This is a genomic window from Planococcus sp. YIM B11945 (assembly GCF_050864155.1).
Lineage (GTDB): Bacteria > Bacillota > Bacilli > Bacillales_A > Planococcaceae > Planococcus.
Genome location: NZ_JBOZWR010000006.1, coordinates 174,548 through 192,804 on the forward strand (window position 1 = coordinate 174,548; position 18,257 = coordinate 192,804).

General features: G+C 45.1%; 20 protein-coding genes, 8 tRNA genes and 1 rRNA gene. 28 read left to right on the forward strand and 1 reads right to left on the reverse strand.

Annotation, left to right across the window (positions count from 1 at the left end):
• Position 1: 1 nt before the first annotated feature.
• The 5 genes from ACRRQV_RS13390 (at position 2) to ACRRQV_RS13410 (ending at position 6,118) form a co-directional block, all read left to right on the forward strand.
• Complete coding sequence (locus tag ACRRQV_RS13390) at positions 2-1,360, forward strand: UDP-N-acetylmuramoyl-tripeptide--D-alanyl-D-alanine ligase (protein WP_432531678.1); 1,359 nt, start codon at positions 2-4, stop codon at positions 1,358-1,360.
• A 15-nt stretch (positions 1,361-1,375) separates the two neighbouring features.
• The gene (locus ACRRQV_RS13395) at positions 1,376-2,077 is read left to right on the forward strand and encodes an alpha/beta hydrolase (protein WP_432531680.1); all 702 of its coding nucleotides are present in this window, start codon (positions 1,376-1,378) and stop codon (positions 2,075-2,077) included.
• 329 nt (positions 2,078-2,406) lie between these two features.
• Entirely contained in the window at positions 2,407-3,924 is a 1,518-nt protein-coding gene (locus ACRRQV_RS13400) for a DEAD/DEAH box helicase (protein ID WP_432531682.1), read from the forward strand.
• Between the two features lie 201 nt (positions 3,925-4,125).
• The gene (locus tag ACRRQV_RS13405; RefSeq protein WP_432531683.1) at positions 4,126-4,605 is read left to right on the forward strand and encodes a PH domain-containing protein; all 480 of its coding nucleotides are present in this window, start codon (positions 4,126-4,128) and stop codon (positions 4,603-4,605) included.
• Complete coding sequence (locus ACRRQV_RS13410) at positions 4,598-6,118, forward strand: PH domain-containing protein (RefSeq protein WP_432531730.1); 1,521 nt, start codon at positions 4,598-4,600, stop codon at positions 6,116-6,118. The genes ACRRQV_RS13405 and ACRRQV_RS13410 overlap by 8 nt, the downstream gene beginning before the upstream one ends.
• A 30-nt stretch (positions 6,119-6,148) precedes the next feature.
• Here the strand turns inward: ACRRQV_RS13410 and ACRRQV_RS13415 are convergent, their stop codons facing one another.
• Entirely contained in the window at positions 6,149-6,757 is a 609-nt protein-coding gene (locus ACRRQV_RS13415; protein WP_432531685.1) for a rhomboid family intramembrane serine protease, read from the reverse strand.
• A 68-nt stretch (positions 6,758-6,825) separates the two neighbouring features.
• On the opposite strand from ACRRQV_RS13415, the gene acpS reads away from it, so the two are divergent.
• From acpS to ACRRQV_RS13530, 23 genes are all read left to right on the forward strand, one after another.
• Entirely contained in the window at positions 6,826-7,179 is a 354-nt protein-coding gene (acpS, locus tag ACRRQV_RS13420; protein WP_432531687.1) for a holo-ACP synthase, read from the forward strand.
• A gap of 16 nt (positions 7,180-7,195) precedes the next feature.
• Positions 7,196-8,299, forward strand: a complete 1,104-nt coding sequence (gene alr / locus ACRRQV_RS13425) for an alanine racemase (RefSeq protein ID WP_432531689.1) — start codon at positions 7,196-7,198, stop codon at positions 8,297-8,299.
• Positions 8,300-8,394: 95 nt separating this feature from the next.
• Positions 8,395-8,679, forward strand: a complete 285-nt coding sequence (locus tag ACRRQV_RS13430; RefSeq protein WP_432531691.1) for a transcriptional regulator — start codon at positions 8,395-8,397, stop codon at positions 8,677-8,679.
• A gap of 4 nt (positions 8,680-8,683) precedes the next feature.
• Positions 8,684-9,034: a type II toxin-antitoxin system PemK/MazF family toxin gene (locus ACRRQV_RS13435; protein WP_033543552.1), complete on the forward strand. Its 351-nt coding sequence runs from the start codon at positions 8,684-8,686 to the stop codon at positions 9,032-9,034.
• Between the two features lie 183 nt (positions 9,035-9,217).
• The gene (locus ACRRQV_RS13440) at positions 9,218-10,048 is read left to right on the forward strand and encodes an RsbT co-antagonist protein RsbRA (RefSeq protein WP_432531693.1); all 831 of its coding nucleotides are present in this window, start codon (positions 9,218-9,220) and stop codon (positions 10,046-10,048) included.
• Positions 10,045-10,407: an STAS domain-containing protein gene (locus ACRRQV_RS13445; protein WP_432531695.1), complete on the forward strand. Its 363-nt coding sequence runs from the start codon at positions 10,045-10,047 to the stop codon at positions 10,405-10,407. Before ACRRQV_RS13440 ends, ACRRQV_RS13445 begins: the two co-directional genes overlap by 4 nt.
• A gap of 2 nt (positions 10,408-10,409) precedes the next feature.
• Positions 10,410-10,811, forward strand: a complete 402-nt coding sequence (locus tag ACRRQV_RS13450; protein WP_432531697.1) for an anti-sigma regulatory factor — start codon at positions 10,410-10,412, stop codon at positions 10,809-10,811.
• Positions 10,812-10,823: 12 nt separating this feature from the next.
• Complete coding sequence (locus ACRRQV_RS13455) at positions 10,824-11,825, forward strand: PP2C family protein-serine/threonine phosphatase (RefSeq protein ID WP_432531699.1); 1,002 nt, start codon at positions 10,824-10,826, stop codon at positions 11,823-11,825.
• A gap of 94 nt (positions 11,826-11,919) precedes the next feature.
• Complete coding sequence (locus ACRRQV_RS13460) at positions 11,920-12,249, forward strand: anti-sigma factor antagonist (protein ID WP_432531701.1); 330 nt, start codon at positions 11,920-11,922, stop codon at positions 12,247-12,249.
• Between the two features lies 1 nt (position 12,250).
• Complete coding sequence (gene rsbW / locus ACRRQV_RS13465) at positions 12,251-12,721, forward strand: anti-sigma B factor RsbW (protein ID WP_432531703.1); 471 nt, start codon at positions 12,251-12,253, stop codon at positions 12,719-12,721.
• Positions 12,699-13,481, forward strand: a complete 783-nt coding sequence (sigB, locus tag ACRRQV_RS13470) for an RNA polymerase sigma factor SigB (RefSeq protein WP_106534570.1) — start codon at positions 12,699-12,701, stop codon at positions 13,479-13,481. The genes rsbW and sigB overlap by 23 nt, the downstream gene beginning before the upstream one ends.
• Positions 13,481-14,080 carry a PP2C family serine/threonine-protein phosphatase gene (locus tag ACRRQV_RS13475; RefSeq protein WP_432531706.1) on the forward strand — a complete coding sequence of 200 codons (600 nt, stop codon included), beginning with the start codon at positions 13,481-13,483 and terminating at the stop codon, positions 14,078-14,080. The genes sigB and ACRRQV_RS13475 overlap by 1 nt, the downstream gene beginning before the upstream one ends.
• 55 nt (positions 14,081-14,135) lie before the next feature.
• A complete protein-coding gene (locus tag ACRRQV_RS13480) occupies positions 14,136-16,307 on the forward strand; it encodes a Tex family protein (protein ID WP_432531708.1) in 2,172 nt (723 codons plus the stop codon).
• Positions 16,308-16,332: 25 nt separating this feature from the next.
• Positions 16,333-16,788: a SprT family protein gene (locus ACRRQV_RS13485; protein ID WP_432531710.1), complete on the forward strand. Its 456-nt coding sequence runs from the start codon at positions 16,333-16,335 to the stop codon at positions 16,786-16,788.
• A gap of 182 nt (positions 16,789-16,970) precedes the next feature.
• A tRNA-Asn gene (locus ACRRQV_RS13490) sits at positions 16,971-17,045 on the forward strand.
• Between the two features lie 4 nt (positions 17,046-17,049).
• Positions 17,050-17,124, forward strand: a tRNA-Glu gene (locus tag ACRRQV_RS13495).
• Between the two features lie 184 nt (positions 17,125-17,308).
• Positions 17,309-17,385 (forward strand) — tRNA-Met (locus ACRRQV_RS13500).
• A 3-nt stretch (positions 17,386-17,388) separates the two neighbouring features.
• Positions 17,389-17,464, forward strand: a tRNA-Asp gene (locus tag ACRRQV_RS13505).
• A 6-nt stretch (positions 17,465-17,470) separates the two neighbouring features.
• Positions 17,471-17,545: transfer RNA gene (locus ACRRQV_RS13510), tRNA-Gln, on the forward strand.
• A gap of 122 nt (positions 17,546-17,667) precedes the next feature.
• Positions 17,668-17,753: transfer RNA gene (locus tag ACRRQV_RS13515), tRNA-Leu, on the forward strand.
• 12 nt (positions 17,754-17,765) lie between these two features.
• Positions 17,766-17,842 (forward strand) — tRNA-Arg (locus ACRRQV_RS13520).
• A gap of 16 nt (positions 17,843-17,858) precedes the next feature.
• Positions 17,859-17,932, forward strand: a tRNA-Gly gene (locus ACRRQV_RS13525).
• A gap of 232 nt (positions 17,933-18,164) precedes the next feature.
• Positions 18,165-18,257 (forward strand): 16S ribosomal RNA (locus ACRRQV_RS13530); the annotation flags it as partial.

Below are 18,257 nucleotides of genomic sequence, written 5' to 3' on the forward strand. Positions count from 1 at the left end.
TATGAAAAAAAAGATTGAGCAAGTGGCCAAATGGCTCGGAATCAAAACAAATTTAAAAGATATCGAAGTGACAGGCGCATCGATCAACACCAGAACGCTGAATCCTGGGGATTTGTTCGTTCCGTTCCGCGGCGAAAAAGTCAACGGGCATCAGTACGTAAGGCAAGCAATCGAAGCGGGGGCGTCGGCTTCTTTGTGGCAGCGCGACGAGCCCAATCCGCCAAGCGATTTGCCTTTGCTGATCGTGGACGATTGCAAAATCGCTCTACAGGAAATGGCGCGCGCGTACCGAGATGAATTGTCCACGACCTTTATCGGTATTACCGGATCAAACGGCAAAACGTCCACGAAAGATTTGGTAGCGAGCGTTTTAAAACCGTATTTTAAAGTGCAAAAAACGCAAGGCAATTTCAATAATGAACTTGGCATGCCGCTGACGATTTTGTCGTTGGATACGGATACGAAGTTCGCGGTATTGGAAATGGGCATGAGCGAGTTTGGCGAAATCCAATTTTTGTCGGAATTGGCTCGCCCCGACTACGCCATCATCACCAATATCGGCGAAGCCCACATGGAAAACCTTGGATCTCGCGAAGGAATTGCCCAGGCGAAATTTGAAATTACCGCCGGTTTGGAAACGCACGGCAAATTGTTTTACGATGGCGACGAGCCATTGCTGCGGCCGCACGTCAAAAACTTCTTTCAAGCCGTATCGTTCGGTTTTGATGAAGAAAACGAATTGACGGTAACTGATATTAAAGCCACCGAAAATGGCAGCAGTTTCATGGTCAGCGGCATTATCGATGCAGCGTTCACCATTCCAGTTCTCGGAGACCACCAAGTGAAAAACACCTTGGCGGCAATCCTCATTGCTCTTGAAGCGGGGTTGTCTGAAGAAGAAATTCGGAAATCTTTGAAAGATGCTGCATTGACGGATATGCGCATGCAAATTATTCCGGCTAAAAACGGTGCTACGTTCATTAACGACGCGTACAATGCGGCGCCTTCTTCTGTAAAAGCTGCGTTAAATTTCATTCGGGAGACGACAATGAAAGAAGACAAATGGGTCGTGCTTGGCGATATGCTGGAACTGGGCGATCAGGAGCGGGAATACCATGAAGGGTTAGGGAAGTCTATTTCTTCTGAACTCACGGGTGTTTGCCTGTACGGACCAAGAATGAAATGGCTCCATGAGAAACTGGAGCTTTCATTTAAAGGGAAACTGTTGTGGACAGAATCGGACTACGAACCGATTATCACATTGCTTGAAGAAAACATCTCAGCTGATTCGATCATCCTCGTTAAGGGGTCACGCGGCATGGCGCTTGAACATGTTATCGAACCTTTTACGGAACAATGAAAAGAGGAGAGCCGTTTGAAGACCGGTGTTTTATGTATTCACGGCTTTACGGGTGGACCGTTTGAAGTTCAGCCTTTTGCTGATTTTATCGAAGCACAGACAGACTGGATTGTGAAAGTTCCGACGCTGCCCGGCCATGGCGAAATGCTTTCGTTGAAAAAAGGCACGGCTGAACAATGGATGATGGAAGCGGAGATTGCCCTTCGCCAACTGAAAAAACAAGCAAGCCGCATCATCATCGTAGGATTCTCGATGGGCGGCTTGATTGCTTTGCATTTGGCAAGCCGGTATAAAATTGACCGGCTGGTGCTGCTCAGTGCAGCGGCCAAATACATCAGTGCTCCGCAGTTATTGAAAGAAGCAAAAAGTGTAGTGAAAAACGCAGTCAAAGGGAAGCTTGGCGAAAATCGATTTTTGCACATGTATAAATACAAATGGACACATACACCACCTCGAGCGATCGTTGAATTTCTTCGAGTGGTGGACATGGTCAAGCCCTATTATGGAAAAATCCAAACTCCAGTTTGCATCGTTCAAGGCGGACAGGATGGCATTGTTCCAGTCTCGGCTGCCCAGTTTATCTATGACCAGCTTGGTTCAGCGGAAAAACGGCTGATCCATTCAGAGACCGGCCGGCATCTGATTTGCTACAGTGATGATTGCGACGATTGGTTTAAAGAAGTATTGGATTTTATGAAAAGCGAGAGAGAAAACTGATTATTAGAACCTTTGCGTATTGATTGCATATGGCAAACAATCATGCTATTCTAATGAAAGCAATGGATACATTTTTGAATCACTCTTCCCTGTGAAGAGTATTTTTTTGAGCAAAACGGTTTGTTCTACTCATAGGGCATCAAAAGTCCGCCGATCAGACCGCTCGGCAACGCCCGAGCTTTTTCTGTTCACACATCCCCTCTGACTTAAAACTACAGAGTATGATTTTCGACGTGAAACTTCCTCATAAAGGCTCGACTTTGTCACGATTTCATCTAAAATGTACACCATTTGTAGAAAAGATGAAGACAAAAGGAGATTGAAAACATTTGGTAAAATTTTCAGAGTTAAATATTAGCGAAACAACTTTAAAGTCCGTAAAACGCATGGGGTTTGAAGAAGCAACACCGATTCAAGAAGGTACAATCCGTCTTGGAATGGAAGGCAAGGACATTATCGGACAAGCACAAACGGGTACTGGTAAAACAACTGCGTTTGGTATTCCTTTGATTGAAAAAATCGACACTAAAGACGGCAATGTTCAAGGATTGATCATCGCACCGACACGCGAATTGGCAATCCAAGTTTCTGAAGAACTTTACAGACTTGGTCAAGATAAAAACGTCCGCATTCTTTCCGTATACGGAGGACAAGAAATTAGCCGCCAAATCCGCGCGCTTAAAAACCGTCCGCAAATCATCGTTGGTACGCCGGGACGCCTTTTGGACCATATCAACCGCCGTACGCTTAAATTGGACAATGTAAACACATTGATCCTTGACGAAGCAGACGAAATGTTGAACATGGGCTTTATCGAAGACATCCAAACAATCATGTCAAGTGTTCCTGACACTCGCCAAACATTGTTGTTCTCAGCAACTATGCCGGATGCAATCCGACGCATTGCTGAAAAATTCATGAAGACTCCAGAAATCGTTAAAATCAAATCAAAAGAAATGACTGTTGAAAACATTGAGCAATTCTTTGTGAAATCAGTTGAACGCGAAAAATTCGACATCCTTTCACGTCTTTTGAATGTACAACAACCGGAACTTGCGATCATTTTCGGCCGCACAAAACGCCGGGTTGACGAATTAGCTAAAGCTTTGAATATCCGCGGCTACGTAGCTGAAGGAATTCACGGCGACCTTAGCCAAGCAAAACGTATGTCAGTTTTGAAGCAATTCAAAGCAGGCAAAGTCGATATTTTAGTTGCAACTGATGTAGCAGCCCGCGGTCTTGATATCTCAGGCGTCTCACACGTATACAACTTTGATATTCCTCAAGATCCTGAAAGCTATGTTCACCGTATCGGCCGTACTGGCCGTGCTGGTAAAAAAGGAGTCGCAGTCACGTTTGTAACACCACGTGAAATGGGCTACTTGGGCATCGTTGAAAGAACGACTAAGAAAAAAATGGAAGCTTTAATTCCTCCAACTGCTGATGAGGCTGTATTAGGCCAAAAACGCGTTGCAATGGAACAATTGCAAGAAATGACAGAGAAAAACAATTTAGGCGACTACCGCACACATGCGGCAGAAATGCTTGAAAAGTTCGATGCTGTTGATTTGATTGCAGCTGCGCTTAAAACAATGACTAAAGAGCCGGAAGATGTGCCGGTTTCTATTTCAGAAGAGCGCCCATTGCCATCTCGCGGAGGCGGAGGCTATAAAGGCAAAGGCGGAAGCGGAAGCGGAAGTGGCGGACGCAGCAGCGGCGGCTATAAAGGCGGACGTCCTTCGGGATCAAGCTCTAGCCGTGGTGCAAGTTCAGGCGCAAGCCGTCGCCGTGAAGGCGGAAGTGCAGGCGGCGGACGTCCAGGACGCACGCGTCGTCACGAGTCTTAAGTAAGAAAAACGAAAGCGCCCCTGAGAATCTGGGCGCTGGAGTCTAGACAATAAGAAAAGCGTAACATGATAAGGCGGATCCAAAACAGGCAACTGTTTTGGATCCGCCTTTGTTGTGTTTGGATAATAAGGTACAATTTAAATGAAACGAAACGAGCGTTAAACCGTATAGTAATTATGACAGGGAATGGAGAGAAGCGGATGAACCAGCAACCCAAAAATCAAATATCCAAAAAAGGGCTTACCGTTTGGCGGTTGTATGGCATGATCGAAACCGCCATCATCGCGCTCGTTGCAATTGGGGCAGGCGTTTTAACTTATTTTTTTGAATGGCCCGAATGGCTGTATATCATTTATGGAGGCATCGTTGTTCTCTTCGGAGTGCTGCTCGTTTATTTATTCCCGAAGATCCGCTGGGAGCGCTGGCGATATGAAGTGAGGGAACAAGAAATTGAATTGCAGCACGGCTTATTTATTGTGAAACGGACATTGGTGCCGATGGTCCGCGTCCAGCACGTGGATACGGAACAAGGGCCCATCCTCCGGAAATACGATTTGGCGGAAATATCAATTTCCACAGCCGCGACGACTCATACGATTCCGGCTTTGATGACGGCAGAAGCGGACGAGTTGAGAGGGCGGATTTCTGTGCTGGCAAGGGTGGCGGAAGATGATGTCTGAGACACGCTATAAGCTTCATCCGATTTCTGCATTTTTAAATTTTATTAAAGGATTAAAAGAACTTATTCTGCCGTTTATCGTGATTTTTGGTGTGAATTTCTTCCGGGACGGCGGCATTACTGGCATGTTTACCCAAGGATGGCAAGGCCTTATTCCTTTGATGATCGGAGCGGTTGCACTTGTTTTTTTGCTGATCAGCGGATTGATAAAATGGCAGCGTTTTGTATATTGGTTTGAAGAAGGCGAACTTCGCGTCGAATATGGGCTTTTTGTTAAGAAAAAAAGATACATTCCGTTTGAACGGATTCAAAGTTTAAACTATACGGAAGGTATTTTCCACCGGCCGCTTGGTTTAGTGAAGGTCAAAGTGGAAACTGCAGGAACTGGAAAACTTGGGAAAGCTGAAGTGGAACTGACCGCCATTTCGCGTGAAGACGCGGACCGCATCGAAAAGAAAATGGAACATGCGAAACACCACGCCCATGAAGCACTGTCTGAAAATGAGCAGGTTGTTTTGGCAGAGCCGGCGACAGAATCGGCTAAAAAGATTAAAATGATTTACCGGATGACAATGAAAGAATTGGTGATTCTCGCGACGACGTCTGGCGGGATTGGGGTTGTCTTGTCGGCAGTGGCAGTCTTTCTTTCACAGTTTGGAGAAATCATTCCCTATAGCGCCATTTATGAAGAAGTCATGCTGTTTTTGCGCTTTGGTGCGTTGATTGTGGCTTTGACCATCTTTTTCGGATTGGTGATCGCTTGGATCATTTCCGTTGTATTAGCGATTTTCGCCAACTACCAATTCACGATTACGACTGACGAAGACCACATTTACATTTCTAGAGGGCTGTTGGAGAAAAAGAAAGTCTCGGTTCCATTTAAACGGATTCAAGGAATAAAGGTGACCCAAAATCCGCTTCGTGAACTTTTTGGCTACGCCACGGTAACTGTTGAAAGTGCAGGGGGATCTGTCGGCGACAAAGACGAGAAAATCCGTTTATTGCCGCTTGCCAAGAAAACGAAAATGCTTCCTGTTTTAAAGGAACTGTTTCCAGATATGGACTGGGAACCGGTGCTGACAAAAGCGCCAAAACGCAGCATCCATTTCTTTTACCGCCTTGACTTTATATGGATGCTTCCGGTAACCGGGGCAATCGGCTACTTTTTTTATCCTTACGGATTATTGGCATTGCTGATTGTGCCGGTGACAATTTTGTTGGCAATTTGGCAATACCGCACTGTGGGGTATGCACTATCTGAAAAGCAAGTGACGATGGAGTTTCGTGCGTTTAGCAAGAATACTTTTTACATGATGAAAAAGCGGGTCCAAGCAATTGAAGTGACCGAAAGCTATTTCCAGCGCCGAAAAAAGCTGGCTTCCATCCAAGCGACGATCAAATCCGGAATGCTAGGCGCCACTGCGCGCATCAATCACATGGACCGAGAAGATGCGAGCCGGATTTTGGCTTGGTTTGAACCGTCCAACCGCAAGCTGGAAAGAAAAAAAGCATAAAAAATAAGGCGGCCGGAAACCCAGCCAGCCTTATTTTTTTGCTTTCCAACTGACGATGCGTTTTGGGTGGAAATAGCTGAGACCGATTAAAAAACCGGTAATCATGCCGGCAATATGCGCAGTAGCGTTGATGCCTGGCGTTAAAAAAGTCATCACTATGCTAATCACAATAATCGGGAGTATAATTTGTCTGAGCTGCGGCAAGACGCGGCCGCCATAATACAACAGCGCTCCAAAAGCTCCGAATATACCGAAAATCGCCCCGCTGGCACCTACGTGGAAATAATCCAATGGCTGTAAAAAGTAAGTTGCAGCAGAACCGAACAGTCCGGCCAAAATGTAAATGGTGAAAAAACGGACTTTTCCGGTCAAACGTTCCAGCTCCGGGCCGAATAAAAACAGCGAGAACATGTTGAACAGCAAATGGGCGAACCCGCTATGCAAAAACACAGGGGTGATAAATCTCCACCACTCACCTTCGGAAATGCCTTGATTCCAGCCTACTCCATAATTGATGATTGGTACTCCTAGTGCTGGAATCCATGATAAAATATGAATTAGCACGTTAATCCCAATTAAAGCAGATACCACCGGATACATCCTTATATATTGCGAAAAGCTTTCTGTACGTAAAAACATTAGGTCACCTCTATTTCATATTTATTAGTATACCTTTTTGGGCTTTAGGATTGAAAGGAGAAACATTGATGATTACCGGAATTGGATTGGATATTACGGAGATCGCGCGCATTCGGAATTTGGACGGAAAGTCGCCGAAATTTCGGGAGCGCATTTTAACTGAGTTTGAGTTGGCTGAGTATGAATGCTTATCAGACCTCAGAAAAACTGAATTTCTTGCAGGCCGTTTTGCAGCAAAAGAAGCTTATGGAAAAGCAAAAGGGACAGGCATCGGCAAAGACTGCTCGTTTCAGGACATTGAAATTCGGAAAGACGATAAAGGGAAGCCGGAGATTTTTTTCCGGAAAATAGAAGCTGGCCTGGTATCGATAACACATACAAAAGATTATGCAGCAGCGCAAGTTGTTTTGCAATCAAACTAAGAAGAGTAGGGATCGCATGGAAGACTATTACCGGCCGACGAAAGCGGTCATCAGTTTAACGGCAATTGAAGAAAATTTAGCGGCATTCAAAAAGAGAATCGGCAAAAGCCAAGTGATGGCAATCGTCAAAGCGGATGCCTATGGGCACGGCATCGTGGAAATCGCCCGAAAAGCGGTGGGAAGCGGCGTGAACTTTCTCGCTGTTGCAACGCCGGACGAAGCGCTTGTTTTAACAGAGAACAAAGTGAAAGCGGAAATTCTTGTGTTGGGCCATGCGCCTGGACGGTTTATTCCGATTGCCCAAAGACAAGGCATCACATTGACCGCCATTTCACTTGATTGGCTCGCTGCAGCAACGGATCATATTCAAGCAGGACTTCCAGAATTGAAGGTTCATTTAAAGGTTGATACGGGCATGCGCAGAGTTGGCATCCAGCCGGATGAAATCGAACAAGCGCTTGAATTAATGCGGAAGCACCGCTTTTCTTTTGAAGGGATTTTTACGCATTTTGCCACTGCAGACGAAGAACAAAATGAATTGTTTCAAAGCCAAGTTGCCGCCATCAGCCAAGTGGTCGAACAGATCGGAGATCCCTCGGTTATGGTTCATGTCAGCAACAGCGCAGCGGCTATTATGCATCCGGAATTGGCATTTGATGCGGTTCGGATCGGCATTTCCATGTATGGCATCGCGCCTTCTTCGCATGTAGAAGAACATTTGCCATTTAGTTTGTCGCCGGCATTAAGCTTAGAGACAGAAATTATTCACGTAAAACAAGTGAAAGCAGGAGAGGCGATCAGCTACGGAGCGACCTATCGCTGCTTGCAAGATGAATGGATTGCCACGCTCCCCATCGGGTATGCCGACGGCTTGCTGCGGGGGCTTCAAGGCCAGGATGTGCTGGTCCAAGGCAAAAGATGCCCGATTGTCGGACGCATTTGCATGGACCAATGCATGATTCGTTTGCCTGAAAAAATGCAGGCGGGTGAAAAAGTCCAGTTGATCGGCCGCCAAGGAAATGAACAGATCCGCATAGAAGAATGGGCAGAAAAACTGAATACCATTGCCTACGAGATATCCGTAAATTTAACAAAACGCGTCCCTCGTCTTTATCGTTAAATAGTAAAATTCCAGATTTGCCTTTTCAGCACTGCCTGTTGATGGTAAGATGAGGGGTGTAGAGATAGACGAACGGTAATTCGGAGGTGTCGGCTGTGTACAAGAGAACCAAAACAAAAGAGGTGGTTGTCAAATTGCCTAAACAAATGATTTCAGAACTGACCACTTTTTCAGATGAACAAGTTCAAGAGCGCGGAGATTATATTTATGTCTCTACTCGCCGGGTAACCAAAAACATGTACGATTCCCTTCATATTCGGGAAGCGATGATCAAGGGCTATGTGGAAATGTCACAAATTAACCTATCGATCGCTTGTGAATGTTCTCACGCGGAGTACGAAGCGGAGCACACGACCGTGCGACTCGTAAGCGGAGGGTGACAACTTGATTGTAAAACGCGGTGACGTTTTTTTTGCGGAATTATCACCAGTTGTCGGGTCTGAGCAAGGTGGGACCCGCCCTGTACTGGTGATCCAAAATGATATAGGAAATCGTTTCAGCCCAACTGTCATTATCGCTGCCATTACGGCGCAAATTCAAAAAGCAAAATTGCCGACTCACGTAGAAATCGACGCCAAAAAGTATGGCTTTGAACGTGATTCCGTTATTTTGCTGGAGCAATTGCGTACGATTGATAAATCGCGGCTAACTGACAAAATTACCCAACTTGACGAAGCGTTGATGGAAAAAGTAGATGAAGCACTTGAAATCAGTGTGGGTCTCGTAAAGTTCTAAGCATACATACTCCTGAAAAAACACCCGAGAAACGATTCTTTGGGTGTTTTTTGTTATCCTAGTAAGAGGGCAGAAAAGCAATGGATAAAATAGATGTGAAATCAACAGTTTTCCGATACAATAGAGAGAGTATAAAGGACACGTATTTGATACATAGTGGTACAGGGAGGGTTTTTTGAAAAGATGAACAAGCGAATGGCTGGATATATTCAGGACAATTTAACTGAAATTATTTCAACGTGGCAAGATCTGATGAAAAAAGAAGATAGTGAACGATCTTTTCAAGTGATGCCCACCGATTTGATGAACCAAACAAGCCGGGAATTTGCCGAATTAATGGTTTCAAACTTATTGGAACACCATGAAGCTTATGAAAATCGCTTGACGGATTTCTCGGAAAAAGTTGTGCGCTTAGGATGGTCGATTACTTTTGTGACTAAAGCGATTTCTCATTTTGTGGAAGTGGTTTTTCAAGGCATGGAGCGGGACGGCATTATCAAAGAAGACAATGTCAGGGGCTATATGGAAGAATTTTATCAATGGGTGACGCCGATTCGCGATAGCACGGTGGATGCGTACTCGAAAGCTTGGGAACGGACAGTAAGCCTCCAAAAAATTGCGCTACAGGAACTTTCTGCATCGCTTATTCCTGTTTTTGATAAAATTTCAGTAATGCCTCTTGTTGGAACAATTGATACAGAACGCGCAAAACTCATTATGGAAAACTTGTTAGAAGGTGTGGTCAAGCACCGTGCAGAAGTGGTGCTGCTGGATATTACAGGAGTTCCAGTAGTCGATACTATGGTCGCTCACCACATTATTCAAGCAGCAGATGCTGTTCGCCTTGTCGGGGCAAAATGCATGTTGGTCGGAATTCGTCCTGAAATCGCCCAAACGATTGTCACACTTGGCATTAATTTAAACGAGTATACAACAACGAGTACGCTACAGCGAGGTGTGGAACAAGCATTAGCTTGGACAAATCGAGAAATTGTGGAGGTTGAGGAATCATGAATTTCAGAATTCCAATTTTAAAGTTAAGAGATACATTAATCGTCTCGATTCAGTGGGAGTTAGACGATCAAACGGCTATTCAATTTCAAGAGGATTTATTGACGAAATTACATGAAACAAGTGCGCGTGGCGTAGTGATTGATTTGACGTCTGTCGATTTTATCGATTCTTTTATTGCCAAAGTCCTAGGAGACGTCATCAGCATGTCAAGCCTTATGGGAGCGCGAGTGGTTATTACCGGTATTCAGCCAGCAGTTGCTATCACTTTGATCGAGTTAGGAATTCGACTTGAAGATGTTATGACAGCACTGGATTTGGAAAATGGCTTGGATAAACTTCAATTGGAATTGGAGGCTTAAACATGAGCAACCAATCCTCAGTCGAAATTTTAACGGAATGGGATATTGTGGCCGCAAGACAATTGGGGCGCAATGTGGCGAAAGAACTGGGCTTTGGTACAGTTGACCAAGCACGCATCACCACTGCGATCAGTGAATTGGCCCGCAATATTTATTTATATGCTGGACAAGGAAGAATCGAAATTAAACGATTAACAGAAAACGGAGTCAAAGGCATTTTGATCATTGCTGCTGACAACGGGCCTGGAATTCCCGATGTCCGCAAAGTAATGGAAGATGGATTCTCCACATCCGGTGGATTAGGAGCCGGATTGCCAGGCGTCAAACGCTTAATGGATGAGTTTAGAATTGAAACGATTCTAGGCGAAGGGACAGACATAAGAGCTACCAAGTGGCTTCGATAGGAGGAACGCCTGATGGTTCATAAAATCGAAAGTCAATACAAAGAAATTTTGAGCCAGTATATAAAGCGGCAGTCAGAGCAAAACCTGTATGTTGGGCAAAACTTTAGCAGACAGCTTATCTCTGAGAACACGTCTCCTGAAGAAGTGATCTCAATGCACAAAGCTGCCATGCAGGAATTGTACGCGGAGATGCCGGAAGAAGTTTGGCACTCATTTGATTTTCTGATTGAAATGATGATTAATTACGGACTGGCTCTTCAAGAACGGCAGAGCCTCTTAAAGCGCCAAGAAGAAATAAAGGTCGAGATGGATTTGGCGGCCCATGTTCAAGAAACTTTGCTGAAAACGAAAATGCCGTCATTGACCGGATTGGATATTGGCTTGTTGTCCGTGCCAGTCCGCAAAATGAACGGAGATTACATATACTTTATAAGTGATGAAGAAGGCCACGCCGGAATCGCGGTTGCGGACGTGATCGGCAAAGGCTTGCCGGCTGCGATGTGCATGTCGATGGTCAAATTTGGCATGGACAGTTTAAATGATTCGACGGCTATGCCGAAACAAGTGCTTGAAACCATTAACCGCATCGTTGAAAAAAGCATCGATGATTCGATGTTCGTTTCAATGTTTTATGGGCGGTACAATTCGGACGGCTCTAGCTTAACTTACGGGTCAGCTGGACATGAACCGGCTATTTTATACCGCGCCAACACACGGCAGTTCTTTGAGCTTCCTGCAAAAGGATTGCTGCTGGGCGTCTCGCCGGCCGCTACTTACGAAGAACATACAATCACGCTTGAACAAAATGACTTGGTCATTATGATGACGGATGGTGTAACGGAAGGACGGACCGATGAAGGATTTATCGAGCGCGAGGTTATCTTCAATTTGATTGAAAGCAAAAAAGACGAACCAGCGCAAGCCATTGTCCAATACGTTTACGATGAACTAGAACGCATGCAAAATGCGGAACTTAAAGATGACTTTACATTGGTGATTTATAAAAAAATCTAGCCGTAGGTTTAACTGTCGAAGAAAAGTGGTAAACAAACCTACGATGGCTTTTTTAAGTTCGAGTGAATTACAAAAAACGGGGTGTCAATAAAAGATGAATATTCAAGTAGATCTAGCAGAGACGAATAATGTTCTAACCGGCTTTATTCGCGGAGAAATAGATGCATTTACTGCACCAGTTCTTAGAGAAAAATTAGACACATTCCAACATCATGAAGGATTGCAAGCCGAATTGGACCTTTCAGATGTCAATTATATGGATAGTACAGGATTAGGCGTTTTTGTAGCTTTTTATAAAACAGTCAATGCTAAAGGCGGCCACGTGAAGCTAAAAGGGCTTTCAGTGCGTTTGAAACGGCTATTTGATATAACGGGTTTAGGCGAGATTATGGATATCGAAGCCGCCGGAAAAGGTGGGAACTAACATGCGCCCTTTTGATTATGTTGAAATGAGAGTTCCGGCCAAATCGCAATATGTCGGTGTAGCCCGATTAACGATTTCCGGATTGGCTAGCCGAATCGGCTTTACGTATGATGATATTGAAGATTTGAAAATCGCCTCAAGTGAAGCGGTGACAAATGCAGTTCAACATGCATATGTAGAAGGTGAAGAAGGCGAAGTTGTTATCGGCTGTGCGTTGTATGGAGATAAAATTGAAATTATGGTAGCAGATCACGGCCAAAGTTTTGACTTTGAAGAAACAAAAGCAAAAGTTGGCCCTTACCATGACCAGGAAGAAGGAGCTTTTCTTCGCGAAGGAGGTCTTGGCCTGTATTTGATCGAAACTTTAATGGATGAAGTCAAAGTGCATCATCAAGAAGGCGTAACGGTCTTTATGACAAAGTACGTTGGAGGAGAGCGGGTGGAAGAGGATGTCGAAACGATCTCATCCTAATCAGCCGACGAAAGAACAAGTTCTGGAGTGGATTGAAGCTTACCAAAAAAACGAAGACGAGGAAGCTCAAACGAATTTAGTGAACAACTACAAACGTTTGGTGGAATCGATTGCCCGGAAATATTCAAATGGTAAATCTTACCATGAAGATATTGCCCAAGTCGGCATGTTGGGCTTGCTTGGTGCGATTCGCCGGTATGACCCTTCGTTTGGAAGAAGTTTTGAAGCATTTGCTGTTCCTACCATTATCGGTGAAATCAAACGGTTTTTACGTGATAAAACATGGGCCATCCACGTTCCGCGCCGCATAAAAGAACTTGGGCCGCGCATTAAAGCAACGGTCGAAGTGCTGACACGCGAGCTTCAACGGTCCCCTCAAGTATGGGAAATCGCCGAGTATTTGGATGTCGACGAAGATGATGTTCTAGAAGCAATGGAAATGGGCAAAAGTTATCAAGCTCTTTCGATGGACCATTCACTGGAGGCTGATTCCGACGGCAGCACTGTTACTTTATTTGACGTTGTAGGCCAAGAAGACGATGGCTATGAAAAAGCAGACCAACGCATGCTCGTTGCTAACGCGATGAATGTGCTTTCTGAACGTGAAAAACAAATCATTCAATACACGTATATAGAACAGCTCAGCCAAAAAGAAACAGGCGATAAGTTAGGGATTTCCCAAATGCATGTTTCGCGGCTGCAGCGCAAAGCAATTAAAAAGCTCCAAGAAGCAATATTGGCTGCGGGCGGGGTTTCTTAGTGGAAACGATACACCATAGTTTTATAGAAGCTTTTATTTTTAATGAAGCAAAAAAAGGGAATTACGAATCCGGCGATAGCTATCATACTGTCTTGACGGATGACTATTTCATTTGCTCCATTGCCGATGGGTTAGGAAGTGGACCTGTGGCGCGCGAATCGTCACAGGTCATTCCGGAGATTTTAAGAGAATATCATCACGAAACGATTGATGAACTGATGATGCGCTTTAATAAATTAATGGTCCAAAAACGCGGTGCAGCAGTAGCGATTTTTAAAGTCGATTTTAAAAAGAAGACACTGGAATACAGTTGTGTCGGCAATATCCGTTTTTACTTGTACCGAAAAGGAACGGGTGAAATGATTTATCCTTTGCCGGTTATGGGCTATTTGTCCGGACGTCCCCAAAGATTGCGAACCCAGTTGTATACGTATGTTGAAAACGACTTGTTTTTGATTCATTCCGATGGAGTGGATTTAAGAAATCCGAAAGCGATGATGCGGCAAGCGGGAATTCCTGAGCGGCTGTATTACAATATACTCAGCACAATTGAAACCGGCGATGACGCCACATTTATTGCAGGAAGCCTTCTGAAGTGAGAAGGCTTCTTTTTTATGTGATAAAATAAAGGGTGAAAAGAAGGAGAGTGTCGTTATGGAAATGCAGCAAATCCAATCATTGATTGCCGAAGAAACAAACGTGCGTCCTGGGCAAGTGGCTCAAGTTATTGCTTTGATCGAAGATGGCAATACTGTGCCGTTTATTGCCCGTTACCGAAAAGAAGCGACTGGTTCGCTTGATGAAGTACAAATCAAAGCCATCGATGATCGGTATACATACATTCAAAATTTAGAGCAGAGAAAAATAGAAGTGATTCGGTCCATTACCGAGCAAGAGAAACTAACGCCAGAATTAGAAAAAGAAATACAAGCTGCGACGGTGCTGCAGCGACTGGAAGATCTATACCGCCCGTACAAACAAAAACGCCGGACAAAGGCGACAGTAGCAAAAGAAAAAGGCTTGCAGCCGCTCGCCGATTGGCTCATGACTTTTTCAAAAGAAAATCCTTTATCCAAAGCTGCGGAATTTGTTAACGAAGAAACTGGCGTGACGAGCTCTGAAGAGGCAATTGAAGGAGCGCAAGACATTTTGGCTGAAACTTTCGCTGATGATCCAGACATTCGTGAAAAAATACGGTACATGACACGAAAAGACGGAAAAGTAATAACCGCTGCGAAAAAGAATCACGAAGACGAAAAGCAAGTGTTTGAGATGTATTATGACTACGAAGAAGCTGTACAAAAAATTGTGCCTCACCGGATTCTGGCGATTAATCGCGGAGAAAAAGAAGATGTGTTAAAAGTATCGATTCACCCACCGGTGGACCGTATTTTAACTTTAATGAAAAATAAATGGATCAAAACTTCCAATGCGTCCAGTGATATCGTAGAGGCAGCCATTGAAGACGGCTATAAACGATTGATCCAAACATCGGTCGAACGGGAAATCCGAGCCGAACTAAGCGAAAAAGGGGAAACGCAAGCCATCCATATTTTCTCGGAAAACTTGCGCAACCTATTATTGCAGCCTCCGATGAAAAACAAAATGGTGCTCGGCGTCGATCCGGCCTACCGAACAGGCTGTAAACTGGCAGTCATTGATGAGACGGGGAAGCTGCTTGAAGTTGCTGTTATTTACCCGCACGCCCCGAAAAACGATCAAGCAGGTGCGAAGAAAACGATGAAGCGGTTAGTTGATAAATACCCAATTGAAATTATGGCAATCGGCAACGGAACAGCTTCACGAGAAACCGAACAATTTGTTGCTGATTTTATTTCCGAAACGTCAGCGGACATTTCGTATGTCATTGTCAACGAAGCGGGGGCAAGTGTGTATTCCGCATCAGACATTGCACGGACCGAATTCCCGGACCTGCAAGTAGAAGAGCGCAGTGCGGCGTCTATCGCCCGGCGTTTGCAAGATCCTTTATCTGAGCTGGTAAAAATCGATCCAAAAGCGGTGGGCGTTGGGCAGTATCAGCACGACGTGTCACAAAAGAAACTCGCCGACCAATTGACTTTTGTGGTAGAGACGGCCGTAAACCAAGTCGGCGTCAACGTCAACTCAGCGTCTTCGTCTTTGCTGCAATATGTAGCAGGGCTTAGCAAGACAGTTGCAGAAAACGTCATTAAAACGCGCAATGAAAACGGCCGGTTTACATCACGTGCGCAGCTGAAGAAAATTCCGCGCCTTGGTGCGAAAACATACGAACAGGCAATTGGCTTCTTGCGGATTCCGGAAGGGAAAAATCCACTCGATGCAACGGGGATCCATCCAGAAAGCTATGAAATCGCAGGGAAATTGCTTGACCTTGTCGATGCTGATAAAAAAGATGTCGGAAAAAGCGAGCTCGCTTCGAAATTAGAAACGCTCAATCTTGCAGAGTTAAGCAAAGAATGGAATGTCGGGGAAATTACACTGAAGGATATTTTAGAAGCGCTGCAAAAACCGAACCGGGATCCGCGCGACGAATTTCCGCAGCCGCTTTTGAAAAACGATATCTTGAAGATGGAAGACTTGCTTCCGGGAATGGAAGTGCAGGGGACAGTGAGAAACGTCGTCGATTTTGGCGCATTTGTCGACATTGGCGTCAAACAAGACGGGCTCGTCCACATTTCAAAACTGAAAAAAGGCTTTGTCAAACATCCCCTTGAAGTAGTGGCGGTCGGAGACATCGTGACCGCATGGGTCGAAAAAGTCGAAAAAGACAAAGGGCGCATCGCCTTGACGATGCTCCAGCCAAAAGAACAGACACTCGAAAATTAGAAAGCTTCTAAATAGGAGAGCGAACATGACGAACGAAGAACTGACAGAACTGATAAAAGAGATATCCATGAACAGTTTCCAGAAGCCGTTTCGGCATCAAGGTTCATTCAACCCAAGGCTGCGGACGACAGGCGGAAGGTATTTGCTGAGGTCCCATGATATCGAAATCAATCCGAGCTCCTATCAAAACTTTGGCTATAAAGAGCTTGAAGGCATCATTAAGCATGAACTTTGCCATTATCACCTGCATCTAGAAGGCAGGGGATATAAGCATCGGGACGCTGACTTTCGAGAACTGTTGAAGGCAACGAATTCTCCGCGGTTCTGCTCGACGATTGAAAAGAACGTAAAGCGGCGATCCATGAAGCGCTACGAATACGAATGCGTGGCATGCAATACCAATTACGTGAGAAAAATCCGAATGAATACAGAACGTTACCGGTGCGGAAAATGTGCCGGCAAACTTGCTGCGAAATCCTAAACCAACGGCTTGGACAGAAAAGAAGACGGCGCATTTACGCCCGTCTTCTTTTTCTTTTATTTGTTAATGTAAAATAATAAAACAACTAAAAAACGAATAATATAAAGTAAATGAAAAAAGGTGTTGACGATTCGCGTATACCTCTTTATAATAGAAAAAGTCGACAAGTACTTAAACATTATTCCGAAGTAGCTCAGTGGTAGAGCACCGCACTGTTAATGCGATGGTCGTAGGTTCGAGTCCTACCTTCGGAGCCATTAAGGCCCCTTGGTCAAGCGGTTAAGACACCGCCCTTTCACGGCGGTAACACGGGTTCGAATCCCGTAGGGGTCACCAATTATTTTATAAGCAACACAAGAAAAAGTTATTTTTGAATAACAACGTATATATCATTAATAATATTATCGCGGGGTGGAGCAACGAGCCGTACGAAGACGGCGAAGTAACATCGATGCAGGCGTCAGCCGAAGCAGATGTCCATTAAGCGTAAAGCATAACCAATCTTCGTAAATAATATTATCGCGGGGTGGAGCAGTTCGGTAGCTCGTTGGGCTCATAACCCAAAGGTCGCAGGTTCAAATCCTGCCCCCGCAACCAAATGGTCCCGTGGTGTAGCGGTTAACATGCCTGCCTGTCACGCAGGAGATCGCCGGTTCGATCCCGGTCGGGACCGCCATTTTATTGGGGTATAGCCAAGCGGTAAGGCAACGGGTTTTGATCCCGTCATGCCCTGGTTCGAATCCAGGTACCCCAGCCAATTTTCTTAAATGAAACACCCACGATGTGGAATGAATTAGAAACTTTAATAAGTTGGAGTTTTCCATTGACAGTGAGTTAGAGATAGCGTACAATAGAATTTGTCCCTAAAAATAATTCAATGCGGTCGTGGCGGAATGGCAGACGCGCTAGGTTGAGGGCCTAGTGGGAGAAATCCCGTGGAAGTTCGACTCTTCTCGGCCGCACCATAACCTCGTAATGCGCCCGTAGCTCAATTGGATAGAGTACTTGACTACGAATCAAGCGGTTAGAGGTTCGAGTCCTCTCGGGCGCGCCAAATTTTTTCTTTTTATGCGGGTGTAGTTTAGTGGTAAAACCTCAGCCTTCCAAGCTGATGATGAGGGTTCGATTCCCTTCACCCGCTCCATAATTTTAAAACATGAACCTTGAAAACTGAACAGCAAAACGTCAACGAAAGACGTCACGAGCGTCTTGGCGCGAGAACGGCTTTTGCGAGGGTTGCCTTTAGGCAATCGGAGCAATGGTCTTCCAAGTCTCGGTGTTTGTGGCTTAAACTACTGATCAGCATTTATGCAGATCAAGCGCCAACGCGTTCTTTCGGGGACGGTTGGTGCGCCAGCATGAGCAATCAAGCTTCTATAATGGAGAGTTTGATCCTGGCTCAGGACGAACGCTGGCGGCGTGCCTAATACATGCAAGTCGAGCGGAACTTGGGGAGCTTGCTCCCCGAG

What these genes read in the sequence shown, in the direction of transcription:
- ACRRQV_RS13480 (WP_432531708.1), top strand. Translation starts at nt 14,136, where the DNA reads ATGGAAATGCAGCAAATCCAATCATTGATTGCCGAAGAAACAAACGTG.
- ACRRQV_RS13440 (WP_432531693.1), top strand. Translation starts at nt 9,218, where the DNA reads ATGAACAAGCGAATGGCTGGATATATTCAGGACAATTTAACTGAAATT.
- ACRRQV_RS13445 (WP_432531695.1), top strand. Translation starts at nt 10,045, where the DNA reads ATGAATTTCAGAATTCCAATTTTAAAGTTAAGAGATACATTAATCGTC.
- ACRRQV_RS13455 (WP_432531699.1), top strand. Translation starts at nt 10,824, where the DNA reads ATGGTTCATAAAATCGAAAGTCAATACAAAGAAATTTTGAGCCAGTAT.
- ACRRQV_RS13390 (WP_432531678.1), top strand. Translation starts at nt 2, where the DNA reads ATGAAAAAAAAGATTGAGCAAGTGGCCAAATGGCTCGGAATCAAAACA.
- alr (WP_432531689.1), top strand. Translation starts at nt 7,196, where the DNA reads ATGGAAGACTATTACCGGCCGACGAAAGCGGTCATCAGTTTAACGGCA.
- ACRRQV_RS13460 (WP_432531701.1), top strand. Translation starts at nt 11,920, where the DNA reads ATGAATATTCAAGTAGATCTAGCAGAGACGAATAATGTTCTAACCGGC.
- ACRRQV_RS13485 (WP_432531710.1), top strand. Translation starts at nt 16,333, where the DNA reads ATGACGAACGAAGAACTGACAGAACTGATAAAAGAGATATCCATGAAC.
- acpS (WP_432531687.1), top strand. Translation starts at nt 6,826, where the DNA reads ATGATTACCGGAATTGGATTGGATATTACGGAGATCGCGCGCATTCGG.
- rsbW (WP_432531703.1), top strand. Translation starts at nt 12,251, where the DNA reads ATGCGCCCTTTTGATTATGTTGAAATGAGAGTTCCGGCCAAATCGCAA.
- ACRRQV_RS13415 (WP_432531685.1), bottom strand. Translation starts at nt 6,757, where the DNA reads ATGTTTTTACGTACAGAAAGCTTTTCGCAATATATAAGGATGTATCCG.
- ACRRQV_RS13450 (WP_432531697.1), top strand. Translation starts at nt 10,410, where the DNA reads ATGAGCAACCAATCCTCAGTCGAAATTTTAACGGAATGGGATATTGTG.
- ACRRQV_RS13410 (WP_432531730.1), top strand. Translation starts at nt 4,598, where the DNA reads ATGTCTGAGACACGCTATAAGCTTCATCCGATTTCTGCATTTTTAAAT.
- sigB (WP_106534570.1), top strand. Translation starts at nt 12,699, where the DNA reads ATGTCGAAACGATCTCATCCTAATCAGCCGACGAAAGAACAAGTTCTG.
- ACRRQV_RS13405 (WP_432531683.1), top strand. Translation starts at nt 4,126, where the DNA reads ATGAACCAGCAACCCAAAAATCAAATATCCAAAAAAGGGCTTACCGTT.